We start from the raw sequence: 15153 nt of genomic DNA, 5'->3' as shown, positions 1-15153 counted from the left end.
TCCTTCCGCGCTTATCGGGACGCGTCGGTACGCGTGGCTGCGCCACGCACGACGTCGATGACGGCATCCGCATCGGCCGGCGCGGCGTCGCCGCGCCAGGCGCAATGGCCATCGGGCCGCACCAGTACCAGCCGGCGCTCGTACAGCTCGGCCACCCGGGGCGAGACGATGTCCACGACCATGAGCGGCACCCCGCGCCGGCGGGCCGCCTCGACCAGCGGCGCGGCGTCGGGCGGTTCCGCCCCCAGGCGCACCAGCACGAAGCCCCGGCCGAACAGATCGAGCGTGGAGCGGCCGTCGTCCAGCCAGGCGTGCGGCGCACGATGCCCGGGCCGGGTGGTGGGCGTGTAGTAGCGGGGATGGTCCGGCGGCGCGGACGTGCCGTCCGGCACGCAGATGGGCGAATCCTCGTAGCGGTAGCCCAGGTGGATGCCCAGGGTCTCCCATTCGGTGTGCGTGGCCTCGGCGATGGCGGCGCCGACCTGCGCGCGCTGCGCCTGCCCGCGCGCGGAGTCCTCCAGCAGTTCGGAGGCGTCCTCGACCGACTTCAGCGCGAAGTAGTTATGCGCGGACGCATTGACGTTGCGCACGCCCACCGGCTGGCGCTCGACCTCGTAGCTGTCCAGCAGGCTGTCCCCGCCCCAGCCGCGCAGCATGGCCTCCAGCTTCCAGCCCAGGTCCACGACATCGCCCATGCCGGTGTTCATGCCGAAGCCTCCCGTGGGCGACATGGTGTGCGCGGCATCGCCGGCGATCAGCACGCGGCGGTCGCCGTAGCGCGTCGCGGTCAACTGGCTGCGGCGCCACGGCAGGGCCGAGATCACCTCGAACGGCACGTCGTCGCGGCCGATGCCGCGGCGCACCCAGGCCTCGGCATCGCGGCAGACCTGCTCGACCTGCGCCTCGTTGCTGACCACCGTCATGCGCCACAGCTCGCGGCCGTCCATGGCGCTGATGTTGCCCCAGAAGCCCTCGGCGCCGAAGAACAGATAGCGTTCCGCCTCGCCCTTGTCGTGGCTGCGGGTCAGGGCCGGAGAACGGAAGAACAGCGCCGCCGAGTGGTCCAGCGCCCGCGTGCCCGCCATGTCTATGCCCAGCGCGCGCCGTACGTTGCTGCCCGCGCCGTCGCAGGCCACCAGGTAGCGCGCGCGCAGCTTCGTGCGCTGCTCGGTCTTCAGATCCATCACGTCGGCCCAGACGCCGTCGGCGTCCTGCTCGAAGCCTTCCAGCCGGTGCCAGTAGCGCAGGTCCAGCGATGGATACTCGGTCGCGCAGCGGGTCAGCAGCGGGTCGAACCACAACTGCGGGCAGCGCCACTTCTTCTCCGGGCTCTCGTCGGGCGGCGCGTCATCGCGCAGGCTGGGATATTCATGGCGGGCCAGGAAGTGGCCCGTCATGCTGGTGCAGAACACCATGTCCAGCCGGTAGTCGGGATTGAACGGCGTCTCGCGCACGCGCTGCGCGATGCCCCAGCGGCGGCAGAACTCCATGGTCCTGACGCCCACGGCGCCCAGCTTGGGCGTACTGATGGAACCGTCGCGCTGTTCCAGTATCGTGCACGGAATGCCGCGCCAGGATAGGTCCAGCGCCAATCCCAGCCCGACCGGGCCGGCGCCGACGATCAGCACCGGAATGTCGTCCGCCTGTGTCATCTCCAGATGTCCCCTCTATGGTGTTCAGCCGCCTCGTTCCGAAGAATGGAAGAAGCGATATGTGGGGGACTATATGCCTCGGGCCCCGGTCCGCAGCCGGGATTTCTGCCTGATGGAAACGACTTGTCGTCAGAAAACGGCGGTCCCGACGCTTCCTCCGCCGCACACGAACAGGTTCTGTCCCGTCACGAATCCGGACTCCGCTGCCAGGAAGAACAACACCGCGTGGGCCACGTCGTCCGGCTTGCCGATCCGGCCGACGGGCAAGCCGGCCAGGACGGCCTCGGTCTGCGGCGCGCCGGGCGGATGGTTGGCACGAAACAACTCGGTCTCGATCGGCCCGGGGCTCACCATGTTGACCGTGATGCCATCCCGGGCCAGCTCCAGGGCCAGGCTGCGCGTCATGCCCAGCAATCCGGCCTTGACCATGCCATAGACCGCGCGGCCGGGCCGCCCCAGCATCATGCGGCTGCCGATGCTGACGATCCGGCCTCCGCCCAGGGCCCGCATGCCGGGCACCAGCGCCTGCATGCACTGCAGCGACGCGCGATCATGTATCTCGAACATGGACCGCGCCCGGTCCAGGTCCAGGTCTTCCAGACGGGGAACGTACGTGAAGCCCGCGTTGTTGACCAGGTTGCGCACGCGGTGCCGGGCGACGATCGTCTCCAGGGCACGCGCCGTCGCGGCCTGGTCGGTCAGATCGGCGCAATAGGTAATGGCGGGGAGATCCTGGGCGGGCGGTTCCAGGGAAAGATTGATGACCTCGTGTCCGAGCGCGGCCAGGCGCCGCGCGATGGCGCCCCCGATGGCGCCGCTCGCGCCGGTGACGAGACTGACCGTCGATGCTTGATTCATATGCATATCGGCGGCCCCTCGTGCCGCCGCTCCATTCAATCGATAGAACTCACCCGTTGCGGCACCGTGGACCGTCCCGTTCTGGCGGACAGATAGGCCGCATCGATGACGCGCTGAGTCCTTTCCAGGTCTTCCAGCCCCGCGACGGGCGGCGCGCCGGCCTCCACGCGGGACAAGGTCGTACGGACGTAGTCGGCGAAATAGTCCTTGAACCTCCACCCGCCATCGACATGCCGCGCAGCGCCCGACGCGGTATCCAGGAACGCCAGGCGCTCCCCATCCCGCTTCGCGGTGAACGCGCGATGGGCAAGCGCGACATGGAAGTCCATGTAGTCCGCCGCGCGCGCGGGCTGCCGATACGAGGTCTCCAGGGACGCCACCGTGCCGTCCGCCAGCACCAGCGACAGCAAGGCATGATCCTCGACGGCCAGCCGCAATGCCTTGTTCGACAGCGTGGCCTGCACGGATACCACGTCGGTGCCCGTCACCCACGACAGCAGGTCGATGGGGTGATGGCCCAGGTTCATCAGGCATCCACCGCCGGCACGCCCGGGCTCGATCAGCCATGGCGACGAGTCGGCGAAGCGCAGCGGCGAGCCGGCATGGACGGAACATTGCACGTGGAGAAAATCCGGCGATGGCAGCGCCGTCGTCCCCGACAGCGCTCGGGCCAGCGCGCTCAGCCGGTAATGGAACGGAATCGAAACGAACACGCCCGCGCGCCGGGCCGCGCGGCGAATGCCGGCGATATGGTCGCCGTGCAGGCCCGCGGGTTTCTCGATCGAAAAAGGCATGCCCCGGTCGATCAAGCGGCCGGCAATGGCCGGCATGTCCGCATGCACGCCGAAGGCGAACGCGAACCCGGCGTCCGATCGGTTCAGCAGTTCGTCCACGGTGGCGAATACCGGCGCGTCGAACTCCGCCGCGACTTGCCGGGCCAGCAGCGCGGAAGGATCCCAGACTCCCGCTATCCGGATGTCCGCCCCGAGAAAGGCCGGACGGTACAACGGATAGTGCCAGTGGCTGGGGGCGATCAATGCAACGCGATGCGCCGCCATGCCGGGTCCTATTCCGCCTTGATGCCGTGATCGGCAATCAGCTTGCCCATGCGCTGGCGTTCGGTCGCCAGCCAGCGCTCGGAGGCCGCCCGGTCCATGGTTTTCGCATCCAGTCCCAGATCGCGCAGCTTCTGCTGCGCCTGCTTGTCCGACGCGGCGGCCAACACCCGCTGCTCGAGAGTCTTCACCACGGCATCGGGGGTCTTGGACGGCACCATCACGAAGTACGCCCCTTGCATCACGAAGCCCGGCAGCCCCGCTTCGCTCACGGTCGGCACGTCGGGCATGGCGGGAATGCGCTGATCCCCCGAAACGGCCAGCGCCTTCAGCCTGCCGCTCTTGATGAACCCCATCGCACCGGCCACGCCGACGAATGCCGCCGGGACCTGGCCGCCGACGAGATCGTTCATGGCCGGCGCGCCTCCCTTGTAGGGCACATGCGTCATGTCCAGGCCCGCGGCGCCGGCAAAGGCGGCCATCGTCAGGTGTCCCTGCGATCCCAGGCCGCCCGACGCATAGTCCAGCCGCTTGTCCTTGGCATAGGCGATGAAGTCCTTCAGGCTTTTCACCGGCACGGACGTATTCACCACCAGTACCGCCGGCTGGAACGCCACGGCGGCCACCACCTTGAGATCCCGCTCCGCGTCGAACGCCGGATCACGGGGGTAGAGGCGCGGATTGACCGTGACCATCGCGCCATCGGCAAACAACAGGCTGGAACCGTTAGCGGCGCCACCGGCGGCCGCCCGGGCGCCTATCATGCCGTTGGCGCCACCGCGGTTGTCGACCACGAACACATCGCCCGACGCCTGCTGCATTTGCGCCGTCACGATGCGGGCAACCAGGTCCAGGGGCCCCCCGGCGGGAAACGGCACGATGGCCTGGATCGTCGCGGCCGTTGATGAAAACGCAACCAGCGCGGAGGCCGCGAACACGGCGCTCGACAGAATCTTCTTCATGGTGTCTCCAATGGGCGGACCGACTGCGGTCCGATTTGGCTTGAAGATTACTGGCGAGATATCGCGGGGTAAAACGACTTTTCGGCGTTTCAGTTGAGCGGAATGGAAAGTCAAGTTGGGCCGAGCACGTCTTGCCGGATCATCTCCAGCAATTGGTCCCTGAGCGCGTGCCGGCCCGTGGCCTGCCTTGCGATGATGCCCAGCGGGGCCTCCAGCATGGAGCAATCGACCGACAACTGGTCCAACAGCCCATGCTCGAGGTCCGGTTTCACGTGCCGGGTCGACGCGAACCAGACGGCGTCGCTCGTCTGTGTGCAGGCCCGGCTCAGCTCGAGATAGATCGTCTCGATGCGTGTCTCGTTCATCTGCAATCCCTGCGACACGAACAAGCGCTGGATCTCGGACCAGGTGACGGTCTCGGGCGGAGGCAGGACCAGCGGATAGGAAACGATGTCCGCGAGCCTCAGGCCGTGGCGTCCGGACAGAGGATGGCCGGGACGAACCACGGCGATGTATCGGTCCAGCAGCAACTGCTCGAAGAAGAGGCCCTGCATGTCGTCCGCGGGCGGCAGCCGGCCGAGCACCGCATCGATGGCATCCTCGCGCAGCAGATTGAGCAGGATCGCCTTCGAGCCGGCCACGACCTCCAGCGTCAAGCCGGGAACCAGCCTGGTCATGCGTTGCAGGACGGACGGCAGCAAGCTCACCGCCGCGACCGGCATGGCGCCGATGCGAAGCGCCGCGCCCGCCGGCGCCAGGCCGCGGGCGGAGGCCGCGCCCCATCTCAGGGCCTCGACCGCGCTTGCCGCATGGCGGGCGAACTTCTCGCCAGCCTCGGTCGGCACCGTGCCCAGCTTGGACCGCTGGAACAGCGTCACGCCCAGTTCCGCCTCCAGTTCGCGCAGTGTCTTGGACGCCGCCGATTCCGTCACGTGCAGCGCGTGCGCCGCATCGCGCAAGCTGTGCGTGCGCATGACCTCGAGCATGCATTCCAGGTGGCGCAGCTTGATCCGCCGCAGGTCCACGGGCAATCCGCTGCCGGACACCAGCGGATCGGAGGCACGACGGGGGGTCCTGGCACGCATGTCGGGAACGCTCGGAGAAGGCAGGCATCCGATTCTATCGGATGCCTCCTCCCGGCCCGCCCCGGCCGGCTACCTCGGCAGGCAGGGCGAGGCCGGCGAGCACTTGTCGCCCAGCACCGCCACGGCCTGGATCTCGATCTGCATGCCCGGCACGGCCAGCGCCGAGACGGAGATCTGCGCGCTGGCCGGAAAGCGGCGGTCGGGGAACATCTCGCTGCGCACCTTGGCGAAAGTGGCGCCGTTGCGCACATCGGTCATGTACACCGTCATGGTGACGACGTCCTTCAGGCTCCCGCCCGCGCGCTTCAAGGTCTGGTCGATCAGCGCGAACACCGTGCGCACCTGCGCCTCGAAGTCGCCCTTGATGTCGCGGCCCTGCAGGTCGGTGGTGGCCGTCTCGCCCGCCAGCCACACGATGCGCCCGCCTTCGGTCACCACCGCGGGCGAGTACGAACGGCCCTGCGTGCGTTCGCCCTGCGGCATGTGGTCGGCCGCCTGCACGGCCCCCCAGGCCAACAGCGACAACGCGCACGCCGCTCCCAGCTTCGATACAGTGCTCATGGGCGCGCTCATTGGAAATTGAACAGCTTGTATGACGGATCGTCCTTGCCCAGGCGATCCCCCAGCGTGCTGTAGCGGGTCTTCAGCTCGGAAGCGGGGAAGACCTCGATACGCCGGAAATCCGTGACCGACTGGCGGGAGTCGATGGCCCATCTGCCGTTGCGGCGCGACCAGCGATCCAGATAGCGCGAGTGCATCCAGCGTTCCTCGATCTGATCTTTCTCCACGGCCACCACCAGGGTCGCGGTACCGGTGGTTTCGCTGACCGCCTTGTCGCCCCGCACCTCGATCAGCATGTTGGTCATGCGATGGTTGTTGGACAGCATGGGCTTGTGCGCCTCCAGCAGCCAGTCCACGAACGAGGCCCAGGGATCGAAGCGCATCTTGCCGAACTGCACGGTGCCGTTGGCATGGCCCAGCGACAGCAGGATGTCCCGGTCCAGCAGGTCCAGGCCGCGCGGATAGCGGTACAGCACCTCGGAAATGGCCTGCTTGCTCAGCAATTGCTCCAGCGCCTCGGCCTGCGAAGGCGGCGCCGCGGCGCGGGCCGGCGCGCTACCCATGGCGGCGCCGACCACGGCCGCCAGTCCCGCTCCGGCGGTAAGAAGCTGGCGCCGCAGCGGCGCGTTCGGTGCTTGCTGCATGAGTTTCTCCTGACAGATGGGAAGGGTGTCCCCGGCCCCCGGCCGGGAACGGGTAAGCCTCAGCCGGCGCGCTGGCCGGCCGTCGCCAGGCCGGGCACGATGCGCAGCGCGTTGCCGCGCTCGACGGCCTCGAGCTCGGTCTGGGTGAACATGCCGAGGTCGCGGATCTCCTTGACCGCGCGGCCCGCCGAGCGGTAGGGGAAGTCGCTGCCCATCAGGATCTGCGAGGCCGGCACCAGTTGGCGCAGCGCCGCCATCGCGGGCGGATTCAGGATGGCGGCCGTGTCGTAGTGCAGGCGCCGGAATTCGTCCATGGCGCGGGTCGGCCAGCGCGGCGCGGTGGGCGACCCGGCGAACAGCGCATCGATGCGGCTGGCGAAGCTGGGCAGCGACCCGCCGCCGTGCGACAGGATGAAGCGGATGTCCGGGCAGCGCGACAGCACGCCGTTGATGTAGAGGCTGGCCGCGCAGCGCGTCGTGTCGGTCGGGTACTCCAGCGATACCTTGGTCTCGGGCACCAGGCTGCCGCAGCAGTTGGCGGCCGTGGGGTGGAAATAGACCGTGGCCTTGCGCCGGTTCAGTTCCTCGAACACCGGGAAGAATGCCGGATCGCCGGCCCAGCGATCGCCGTAGCTGGTCAGCAGACCCACGCCGTTGAGCTTGAGCTCGTCCAGCGCGTAGGCGATCTCGCGCAGGCTGCCTTCCACGTCGGGCAGCGGCACGGCCGCGAACATGCCGAACCGGCCGGGATGGTCGGCGATCATCTTCGCGCCGTATTCGTTGCACTCGCGCGCCAGGCGCCGGCCCTGCGCCACGTCGCCGAAGAACACGCCCGGCGTGGAGATCGACACGATGGCCGTGGCCACACCCTGCTTGTCCATGTCGTCCAGCGACTTGCGCGGCGACCACTTGTCGAACATGTCCGTCGGCGCGCCGGGCGACGAATCGACGACGCCTTCTCGCGCGGCCGCCAGGTAGGCCGGCGGAAAGATGTGATGGTGCGTATCGATGCGGTGCGCGGCCGCGCCCTGTGCGCCGGCCCGGCCCGGCAGCGCCAGGCACCCGGCGCACAGCGAGGCGTAGCCCGCCAGTCCCTTCAGCGCGCGCCTGCGGCCCGGTTGCGCGAGCGGCGGCGCGGCGATTGCATTGCGGTCAGACGGCATTGCCCGGATCCTCGTTCGGTCATGGACGGGCGCATCTTATGCCGCGACTTCACGCATGTCGCATTGCAAATAATCATGGATCTATGAGCAAAAACGGGGGCCGCGAAGGGCGGGAATCAGCCGCGCGACTTCAGGCCATGGCGTATCTGCGCGGCCAGTTCGGCCAGCCGGGGGCCGACGTGTTCGACCAGCCGCTGGCGATCGACCACATAGGAAGAACCGCCCAGGATCAGAGCCATGGGCGGGTTGCCATCGTTCAGTTCCAGCGGCACGCCCACGGCGTTGATTTCCTTTTCCCAGTCGCCCAGGGACAGCGTGAAGCCGCGCGCCTGGTAGTCCTTCAGACCCTCCTGGATGCCCTTCAGGATCCTGGGCCACTGCGCGCCGTGGCGCACCTTCTCGGCGGCGAACAGCTTGTCGCGCTCGGGCCGGTCCATGACCGCGATCAGCGCGCGGCCCATGGCGGTCGTCACCAGCGGCGTGCGCGTTCCGGATTGCACGCTCATGATGAGCGCGCCGGAACCGCGCGTGTGTTCGAGATAGACGGCATCGGCCTCGTCCCGGTATCCCAGGGCGCAGCACAGGTTCAATTCTTCGGAGACCCGCTCCATCAACGGCGTGGCGACCTGCCGGATGTAGGACCCGGCCATCGCCCAATATCCAAGCGCCAGCGCGGAGGTGCCCAGTTCGTAGCGGCCGGTCTGCGGCGAACAGGCCAGGTAGCCGAGACGGGTCAGGGTATAGGTCAGCCGCGATACCGTGGGCTTGGTCAGCCCCGTGCGCTCGGCCAGTTCCTGGTTGCCCAGCGACGTGTCGCCGTGAGTGAAGGCCTTCAGGATGCTCAGCCCCCGGGCCAGCGCGGTTACGAATTGCCTGCCCGGATCCTCGTCGGCATCCGGCTCGGCAAATGGCACCGGGCTGATCGCCCTCGATTGGGAAGTTCCTCTCATCCGACCTGCTCGCAAACTTCGTTGACACGCGCAAAAGTTGTTGGGTAGGATACCCCAAAAGTTTGCGAAACTTAGTTTCGCATTGCGAACTACCAAGGAGGCAAGGGCCGCACGGCCCCGGTTGCACAAGCGTCCACGGCAGGAATGCCGGGGGCTTCGCCATCATCATCGAGGGTCGAGCATGAACGTCAAAGCAGTCTTGAAAACCGCCATCGGGGCCATCGCGCTGGCAACCAGCCTGGGGGCCCATGCGGAATGGCCGGAACGGCCCATCACCCTGGTCGTGCCCTGGCCCCCGGGCGGCGGTGTGGACGCGGCCGCGCGCCTGGCCGGCCCCATGCTGGCCAAGCAGCTCGGCCAGCAGGTGGTCGTGGTCAACCGCCCCGGCGCCACCGGCAGCATAGGCGCGGAATCCGTCGCCAAGGCCGACCCCGACGGCTACACCCTGCTGTGGAGTTCGCTGACCAGCCACGCGATCTACGCCTCGCTGTACGAACGCTCCGCGCCCTTCGACCTGGAGAAAAGCTTCACCCCGGTCTCGGTGTTCGGCAGCATCCCATTCGTGATCGTGGTCAATCCCGGCGTCAAGGCCACCTCCGTCCAGGAGCTCGTCGCGCTGGCCAAGGCCAAACCGGGCGCGCTGACCTTCGCCTCCAGCGGCAACGGCTCGGTACAGCACCTGGCCGGGGAAATGTTCAAGCGCGCCGCGGGCGTCGACCTGCTGCACGTTCCCTACAAGGGCATCTCGCCGTCGCTGCTCGACCTGGTGGGTGGGCAGGTGAACATGAGCATAGAAAGCCTGGCGGCCACGCTGCCCCACATCCGCAACCAGAAGCTGCGCGCGCTGGCCGTCGCCTCGCCCGAGCGCATCAGCCTGCTGCCCAATGTGCCGACCGCGACCGAGGCCGGCCTCAAGGGCTACGATGTCAGCGCCAAGCTGTTCGCGCTGGCCCCCGCCGGCACGCCCGCGCCCGTCATCGAGAAGCTCGACCGCGCCTTCAAGCAGGTCTTCTCCGACAAGGCGGTGCAGGAACCGCTGCTGGCCCAGTCCATCATTACCCGCTATGCGTCGCCGGCGGAGTCGGCCAGGCTCATCCACGACGAACTGACCACCTTCAAGACCGTCATCCGCGAAGCCAACATCCGACCCGAGTGACCACGAAGATCCGCTACCTTCCCGACCAGACCGACCCGGCGCGCCTGTACAAGCTGGTGGCCGGGCTGGTCGTGCCCCGGCCCATCGCGCTGGTGTCCACGGTCGACCGCGACGGACGGGCCAACCTCGCTCCGTTCAGCTGGTTCAATGCCGTATCCACGGATCCGCCCTACCTGTGCATCTCGATCGGCCGCCACGCCGGGGACCGTCCCAAGGACACGCTGAACAATATCCTCGCCACCGGGGAGTTCGTGGTCAACCTGGTCGGCGAAGCCATCGCGCCGCAGCAGGACGCCTGCGCCCAGGCGCACCCATCCGGCGTGGACGAGTTCCAGGCCTCGGGCCTGACGCCCGCGCCCGCCTCGCTGGTGCGTCCGCCCTGCGTGGCCGAGTCCAAGGCCTGGTTCGAATGCACGCTGACACAGGCGCTGCCGCTGCCGCGCGGCAGCTACACCCTGGTCCTGGGCGAGGTGGTCGCCATCCACGTGGATTCCGACGTGGTCGGCGCGCAAGGCCGCATCGACATGGCCGCGCTGCGCGGCGTGGGACGGCTGGCCGGCCGGGACTACTGCCGGCTGGGGGATGCCTTCAGCCTGGAACACGATTCGTTCAATCGCTTCGGGCAGCGGCCATGACCGCGCCCGGCATTCCGGAGGCCCCATGCCGCTGAGCCCCTCGCAACTGACCCGCTGCTGGACGGACGTCCTGCAGCTCTCGAAGCTGTCCCCGGGCGAGAACGTGCTGATCCTGACCTCGCAGAACTCCGACCCGCGGGTGGCCGATGCCGCCGCCCGGGCCGCCGCCGCGCTGCAGGCGCGGGTGGTCAAGCTGGAGATCGCGCCCAACTGGGATACCTGCGAGGTAGGCACCGATCCCACCGTGGTCAGCGGCGCCTCGCCCATCGACGACGACCCCATGGCGCTGGCCGCGATGAAGGCGGCCGACCTGGTCATCGACACCGTGTTCCTGCTGTTCACGCCGGGCCAGCGCGCGGTGCTGGAATCCGGCACCCGCATGCTGCTGGCCTACGAGCCGCCGGAAGTCCTCGCGCGCGTCATGCCGTCGCCGGACGACCGGCGCCGCGTGCTGGCCGCGCGCGACGCCTACGCGCAAGGGCGCCGCATCACCGTCACGTCCGCGGCGGGCACCCGGCTCACGGCCTCCATAGGCGCCTATCCCATCACCGCGGAGTACGGCTACGTGGACAGCCCCGGCCGCTGGGACCACTGGCCCAGCGGCTTCGTCGCCCGCCTGCCCGACGACGGCACGGCCGAGGGCGTGGTGGTGCTGGCCCCGGGCGACATCATCCTGCCGTTCAAGAACTACGTGCAGACTCCCATCACCCTGGAGATCGAGCGCGGCGCCATCGTGCGCATCTCGGGCGGGCTGGATGCCGAGTTCCTGGACACCTACCTGCGCGGCTTCGACGACCCCGACGCCTACGCGGTGTCGCACCTGGGCTGGGGGCTGCAGCCCAAGGCCCGCTGGACCTCGCTCGGGCTGTACGACAAGGCCGCCACCATAGGCATGGAAGCGCGGTCGTTCTACGGCAATTTCCTGTTTTCCACCGGCCCCGGCGGCGGCCGCCGCACCAAGGCGCACCTGGACATCCCCATGCGCAAATGCTCGTTCCACGTGGACGGCCAACCCATGGTCGTGGACGGCGACGTCGTGGCCCCCGGCCAGCGCGTCGACGGCGCCCAGCCGCAGTAACGCGCCATCGATCAACCCAGGATTCCCACCAGCATGCCAGACCTGCCGTTCCTTTCCCTTACGCAGCTCGCCCACGCCTTCGAACGCAAGGAGATCTCTCCGGTCGAGGCGCTCGAATCGCAGCTTGCCCGCATCGCCGCGCTGAACGAGCGCATCAATGCGTTCACCATCCTGGACGAGGACCGCGCCCGCGCGGCGGCCCGCGCCAGCGAGGCGCGATGGCTGCGCGGCGCGCCGCTCGGACCGCTGGACGGAGCCCCCTTCACCGCCAAGGACAACCTGATGGTGGCCGGGCTGCCCCACCGGCGCGGCTCGCGCGCAATGCCCGCCGATCCCGTGGCGGACACCGCGCCCGCGGTGCTGCGCTGCCGGGAAGGCGGCGCGGTGCTGCTGGGCCTGACCACCATGCCGGAACTGGGCGCGGGTCCGGTCACCATCAGCCCCCTCACCGGCGCCACCACCAATCCCTGGGACACGACCAAGCAGGCCGGCGGCTCTTCGGGCGGCGGCGCGGCCTCGGTGTCCGCCGGCTTCTGCCCCTTCGCGCTGGGCTCGGACGCCGGCGGATCGCTGCGCATTCCCGCGGCCCTGACCGGCGTGGTGGGTTTCAAGGCCACCGGCGGCCTGGTGCCCATGTATCCGCCCAACGTGGCCGGCGGCCTGTCCTGCGTCGGCCCCCTGGCCCGCAACGTGCGGGACACGGCCACGGTGCTGGACGTCATCGCCCGGCCCGATCCGCGCGACGCCATGTCGCTGCCCTGGCGGCCCGACAGCCTGGGCGCCGATCTCGAACGAGGCCTGCGCGACAAGCGCGTCGCCCTCAGCCTGACGCTGGGCTACGCCCCCAAGGTCGACGCCGGGATCGCCCAGGCCTTCCGGCAGATGGGAAAGCGTCTGACCGAGCTGGGCGCCATCGTCGAAGAAGCCGATCCGGACATCGACAATCCCATCGACGACTACCTGGTCCTGCTGCAGGCGGGATACCGGTATGCGCTGCAGCACATGCCGGCGGAGCGGCGCGCGCTGCTGTCGCCCGTCATGGCCGGCATCCTGGAAGACGGCGCCGGCCTGGCGCTGGAGGACTACATGGGCGCGCAGGCGCGCTGCCAGGACCTGGCGCGGCGCCTGCACGCCTTCCACCAGCGCTTCGACCTGCTGCTGACGCCCACCGTCGCGGCCCCCGCCTTCGACGCGAACCTGAGCTATCCGAAGGAATTCGAGGAATTCCCCAACCGGCGCGCCTGGACGCCCTACACGTCGCTGTTCAACCTGACGCAGCAGCCCGCCATCAGCATCCCCATGGGACTGACCGCCGCCGGCCTGCCCATGGGCCTGCACATCGCCGCGCCGCGCGGCCACGATGCCGAGGTATTGCAAGCGGCGCACGCGCTGGAAACGGTGCTGGGATTCGAGGCGCGCCCGCCGCTCTGATCCCCGCCGGGCTGGGCAGGGCGCGCGCCATCGAATAAAAAGGTGTCTGGATGTGAAGGACACTTTTTCATGAAGCTTGCGAGCCTGGGGCCGCGCATCTGCATCGTCGGGCCCTCCAACAGCGGGAAGTCCACGCTGGCCGAGGCGATCGCCCGCAAATGCGCCCTGGAGCCGGTCCACCTCGACCAGCTCTACCACCTGCCCCATACCGACTGGGAGCCCCGCCCCGCGGACGAATTCACCGCCCTGCACGACGCGGCCATCGCGGGCGAGCGCTGGGTCATGGACGGCAACTATTCCAGCTGCATGCCGCAGCGCCTGCGGCGCGCCACCGGCGTGATCCTGCTGGACATCTCCACGCCGCTGAGCCTGCTGCGCTACCTGCGCCGGACCTGGTTCGAGCGCGACCGTCGCGGCGCGCTCGAAGGCGGCCGCGACAGCGTCAAGTGGGCGATGATCCACCATATCGCCGTGGTCACGCCGCGCAACCGCCGACGCTATGTCGAGATGATCAAAGGGCTCGACCTGCCCACGGTGACGCTGCCCTCGGCGGCGGCGATCAGGCGATGCTATCGGCGGTGGGAGCTGGCACGCTAGCGGACACGGCGCCCAGCTTCGCGGCCACGGCCTCCCGACAATCGTAGCTGTACAGCCAGTCGACCCGGCGCCACTTTTCCTGGCTGTTGGTCAGGGCGGCCCAGCGGAACTTCAGATTGCGCATGAATTTCTTGAGCGGATCGGTCTGGTGGAACATGCGACCCGCCTCGCGCGAGCCCAGTTGCACGCGCGCCGTGCGGCCGGTGCGCAGTTCCTCGTAGGTCTTGAGCGCGGCAGCCGGATCGTGCGGCAGCCCGGCCAGACACAGCGCCAGCACAAGGCCGTCCTCGATGCTTTGGGAACCGCCCTGCGACAGGAAAGGCACCATGGGATGGGCCGCGTCGCCCAGCAGCGTCACCCGGCCACGGGTCCACACGGGCCAGGGATCGCGGTCGTACAACGCCCACTTGAACACGTCGTCGGTGGCCTCGATCAGGCCGCGCACGATGGGGTGCCAGCCGTCGAACTCCTTCAGCACCTCGGCCTTGTCGCCGCGCGCCGACCACGATTCGAGCCGCCACTGCCCCGCGGGCACGATGCCGATCCAGTTGATGCGCCGGCCCGCCGACACGTAGTAGTTCACGAAGTGCCGATGCGGCCCCCACCAGGCGTTGACGTTCTTTTCGATGCCCAGGTGGCGGGCGCGGTCCGCATCCGCCATGCCCCGCCAGGCAAGCAGCCCGGTGAAGCGCGGATCCTGCCCTTCCAGCAACTGGCCGCGCACGACCGAATGCACGCCGTCGGCCCCGACCAGCACGTCGCCTTCCACGGTCTCGCCCGACTCCAGGACCACGCTCACGCCCGCCGCGTCCTGCGCATACGTCTTGACGCGCTGCGCCAGCCGCACGTTCTCGCGCCCATATGCGTCGATCAGGGCATTGTGCAGATCGGCGCGATGCACGTGGTAGTAGGGCGCGCCGTAGCGCTGCGCGCACTCCGGCCCCAGCGGAAAATCGCGGATGGTGCGGCCGCTGGCCCAGTCGCGCGACCGGGTAGCCAGCGGCGCCACCGCCACGGCTTCCAGCGCCGGGGCGATGCCCAGGTCGTGCAGGACCTTGACGGCATTGGGGCCGAGCTGGATGCCCGCGCCGACCTCCTTCAGGACCGCCGTCTGTTCCAGCACCTCGACATGGCGGAAGCCCAGTCTTCTGAGAGCCAGGGCCGTGGTCAGCCCTCCTATGCCCGCGCCGGCGATCAGGATGCGCGGTTGGTCGTGGGGCGCTTTCATGCGTGCTGTTTCTCGCTGTGGGACATGAGGTCGTGGCCTGATACGTTATGTTCGCATTGCGAAACTAAGTTTCGCAAATAGTTTACGAGCGTAGCTAT

15 protein-coding genes are annotated in these 15153 nt (G+C 68.8%); 5 read left to right on the top strand and 10 right to left on the bottom strand.

Going from position 1 to position 15153, the window contains the following annotated elements; genetic code table 11:
• Positions 1-11: 11 nt before the first annotated feature.
• The 9 genes from EV675_RS06010 to EV675_RS05970 form a co-directional block, all read right to left on the bottom strand.
• Positions 12-1652 carry an FAD-dependent oxidoreductase gene (locus tag EV675_RS06010; RefSeq protein ID WP_130356431.1) on the bottom strand — a complete coding sequence of 547 codons (1641 nt, stop codon included), beginning with the start codon at positions 1650-1652 and terminating at the stop codon, positions 12-14.
• Between the two features lie 129 nt (positions 1653-1781).
• Positions 1782-2510, bottom strand: a complete 729-nt coding sequence (locus tag EV675_RS06005) for an SDR family oxidoreductase (RefSeq protein ID WP_124687251.1) — start codon at positions 2508-2510, stop codon at positions 1782-1784.
• Between the two features lie 35 nt (positions 2511-2545).
• Positions 2546-3568 (bottom strand): Gfo/Idh/MocA family protein, encoded by a 1023-nt coding sequence (locus EV675_RS06000; protein WP_130356430.1) that lies wholly within the window; start codon positions 3566-3568, stop codon positions 2546-2548.
• A gap of 8 nt (positions 3569-3576) precedes the next feature.
• Positions 3577-4527, bottom strand: a complete 951-nt coding sequence (locus EV675_RS05995) for a Bug family tripartite tricarboxylate transporter substrate binding protein (protein ID WP_130356429.1) — start codon at positions 4525-4527, stop codon at positions 3577-3579.
• A gap of 110 nt (positions 4528-4637) precedes the next feature.
• Positions 4638-5612: a LysR substrate-binding domain-containing protein gene (locus EV675_RS05990; protein WP_124687248.1), complete on the bottom strand. Its 975-nt coding sequence runs from the start codon at positions 5610-5612 to the stop codon at positions 4638-4640.
• A gap of 69 nt (positions 5613-5681) precedes the next feature.
• Positions 5682-6173, bottom strand: a complete 492-nt coding sequence (locus EV675_RS05985) for a RidA family protein (protein ID WP_242621343.1) — start codon at positions 6171-6173, stop codon at positions 5682-5684.
• Positions 6174-6181: 8 nt separating this feature from the next.
• Positions 6182-6817 (bottom strand): nuclear transport factor 2 family protein, encoded by a 636-nt coding sequence (locus EV675_RS05980; RefSeq protein WP_130356428.1) that lies wholly within the window; start codon positions 6815-6817, stop codon positions 6182-6184.
• Between the two features lie 59 nt (positions 6818-6876).
• Positions 6877-7980, bottom strand: a complete 1104-nt coding sequence (locus EV675_RS05975; protein ID WP_124687246.1) for an amidohydrolase family protein — start codon at positions 7978-7980, stop codon at positions 6877-6879.
• A 116-nt stretch (positions 7981-8096) separates the two neighbouring features.
• Positions 8097-8930, bottom strand: a complete 834-nt coding sequence (locus EV675_RS05970) for an IclR family transcriptional regulator (RefSeq protein WP_130356427.1) — start codon at positions 8928-8930, stop codon at positions 8097-8099.
• Positions 8931-9111: 181 nt separating this feature from the next.
• Between EV675_RS05970 and EV675_RS05965 the strand changes: the two genes are divergently transcribed.
• The 5 genes from EV675_RS05965 to EV675_RS05945 all read left to right on the top strand — a co-directional run bounded on the left by EV675_RS05965 (position 9112) and on the right by EV675_RS05945 (position 13827).
• Positions 9112-10086 carry a Bug family tripartite tricarboxylate transporter substrate binding protein gene (locus EV675_RS05965; protein ID WP_130356426.1) on the top strand — a complete coding sequence of 325 codons (975 nt, stop codon included), beginning with the start codon at positions 9112-9114 and terminating at the stop codon, positions 10084-10086.
• Positions 10083-10721: a flavin reductase family protein gene (locus EV675_RS05960; RefSeq protein WP_202865576.1), complete on the top strand. Its 639-nt coding sequence runs from the start codon at positions 10083-10085 to the stop codon at positions 10719-10721. Before EV675_RS05965 ends, EV675_RS05960 begins: the two co-directional genes overlap by 4 nt.
• A gap of 25 nt (positions 10722-10746) precedes the next feature.
• The gene (locus EV675_RS05955; protein WP_130356425.1) at positions 10747-11799 is read left to right on the top strand and encodes a 2,5-dihydroxypyridine 5,6-dioxygenase NicX family protein; all 1053 of its coding nucleotides are present in this window, start codon (positions 10747-10749) and stop codon (positions 11797-11799) included.
• Between the two features lie 33 nt (positions 11800-11832).
• Complete coding sequence (locus EV675_RS05950) at positions 11833-13230, top strand: amidase family protein (RefSeq protein WP_130356424.1); 1398 nt, start codon at positions 11833-11835, stop codon at positions 13228-13230.
• A 69-nt stretch (positions 13231-13299) separates the two neighbouring features.
• Positions 13300-13827, top strand: coding sequence for a P-loop NTPase family protein (locus tag EV675_RS05945; RefSeq protein WP_130356423.1), 528 nt, complete (start codon positions 13300-13302; stop codon positions 13825-13827).
• Here EV675_RS05945 and EV675_RS05940 read toward each other — a convergent pair.
• On the bottom strand, positions 13790-15055 hold the full coding sequence (locus tag EV675_RS05940) for an FAD-dependent monooxygenase (protein WP_130356422.1): 1266 nt from the start codon (positions 15053-15055) through the stop codon (positions 13790-13792). The two genes, EV675_RS05945 and EV675_RS05940, sit on opposite strands and share 38 nt — an antisense overlap.
• Positions 15056-15153: the final 98 nt, after the last annotated feature.

This window comes from Pigmentiphaga kullae (genome assembly GCF_004216695.1).
Taxonomy (GTDB): domain Bacteria; phylum Pseudomonadota; class Gammaproteobacteria; order Burkholderiales; family Burkholderiaceae_B; genus Pigmentiphaga; species Pigmentiphaga kullae.
Note: the sequence above shows the minus strand (reverse complement) of the source record. Positions and strands in the feature narration are given on the sequence as shown.

Bases quoted from the DNA above. Each gene is read 5' to 3' on its own strand.
- EV675_RS06010 (WP_130356431.1), bottom strand. From the start codon at position 1,652: ATGACACAGGCGGACGACATTCCGGTGCTGATCGTCGGCGCCGGCCCG.
- EV675_RS06000 (WP_130356430.1), bottom strand. From the start codon at position 3,568: ATGGCGGCGCATCGCGTTGCATTGATCGCCCCCAGCCACTGGCACTAT.
- EV675_RS05975 (WP_124687246.1), bottom strand. From the start codon at position 7,980: ATGCCGTCTGACCGCAATGCAATCGCCGCGCCGCCGCTCGCGCAACCG.
- EV675_RS05990 (WP_124687248.1), bottom strand. From the start codon at position 5,612: ATGCGTGCCAGGACCCCCCGTCGTGCCTCCGATCCGCTGGTGTCCGGC.
- EV675_RS05955 (WP_130356425.1), top strand. From the start codon at position 10,747: ATGCCGCTGAGCCCCTCGCAACTGACCCGCTGCTGGACGGACGTCCTG.
- EV675_RS06005 (WP_124687251.1), bottom strand. From the start codon at position 2,510: ATGAATCAAGCATCGACGGTCAGTCTCGTCACCGGCGCGAGCGGCGCC.
- EV675_RS05985 (WP_242621343.1), bottom strand. From the start codon at position 6,173: ATGAGCACTGTATCGAAGCTGGGAGCGGCGTGCGCGTTGTCGCTGTTG.
- EV675_RS05965 (WP_130356426.1), top strand. From the start codon at position 9,112: ATGAACGTCAAAGCAGTCTTGAAAACCGCCATCGGGGCCATCGCGCTG.
- EV675_RS05950 (WP_130356424.1), top strand. From the start codon at position 11,833: ATGCCAGACCTGCCGTTCCTTTCCCTTACGCAGCTCGCCCACGCCTTC.
- EV675_RS05995 (WP_130356429.1), bottom strand. From the start codon at position 4,527: ATGAAGAAGATTCTGTCGAGCGCCGTGTTCGCGGCCTCCGCGCTGGTT.
- EV675_RS05945 (WP_130356423.1), top strand. From the start codon at position 13,300: ATGAAGCTTGCGAGCCTGGGGCCGCGCATCTGCATCGTCGGGCCCTCC.
- EV675_RS05940 (WP_130356422.1), bottom strand. From the start codon at position 15,055: ATGAAAGCGCCCCACGACCAACCGCGCATCCTGATCGCCGGCGCGGGC.
- EV675_RS05970 (WP_130356427.1), bottom strand. From the start codon at position 8,930: ATGAGAGGAACTTCCCAATCGAGGGCGATCAGCCCGGTGCCATTTGCC.
- EV675_RS05980 (WP_130356428.1), bottom strand. From the start codon at position 6,817: ATGCAGCAAGCACCGAACGCGCCGCTGCGGCGCCAGCTTCTTACCGCC.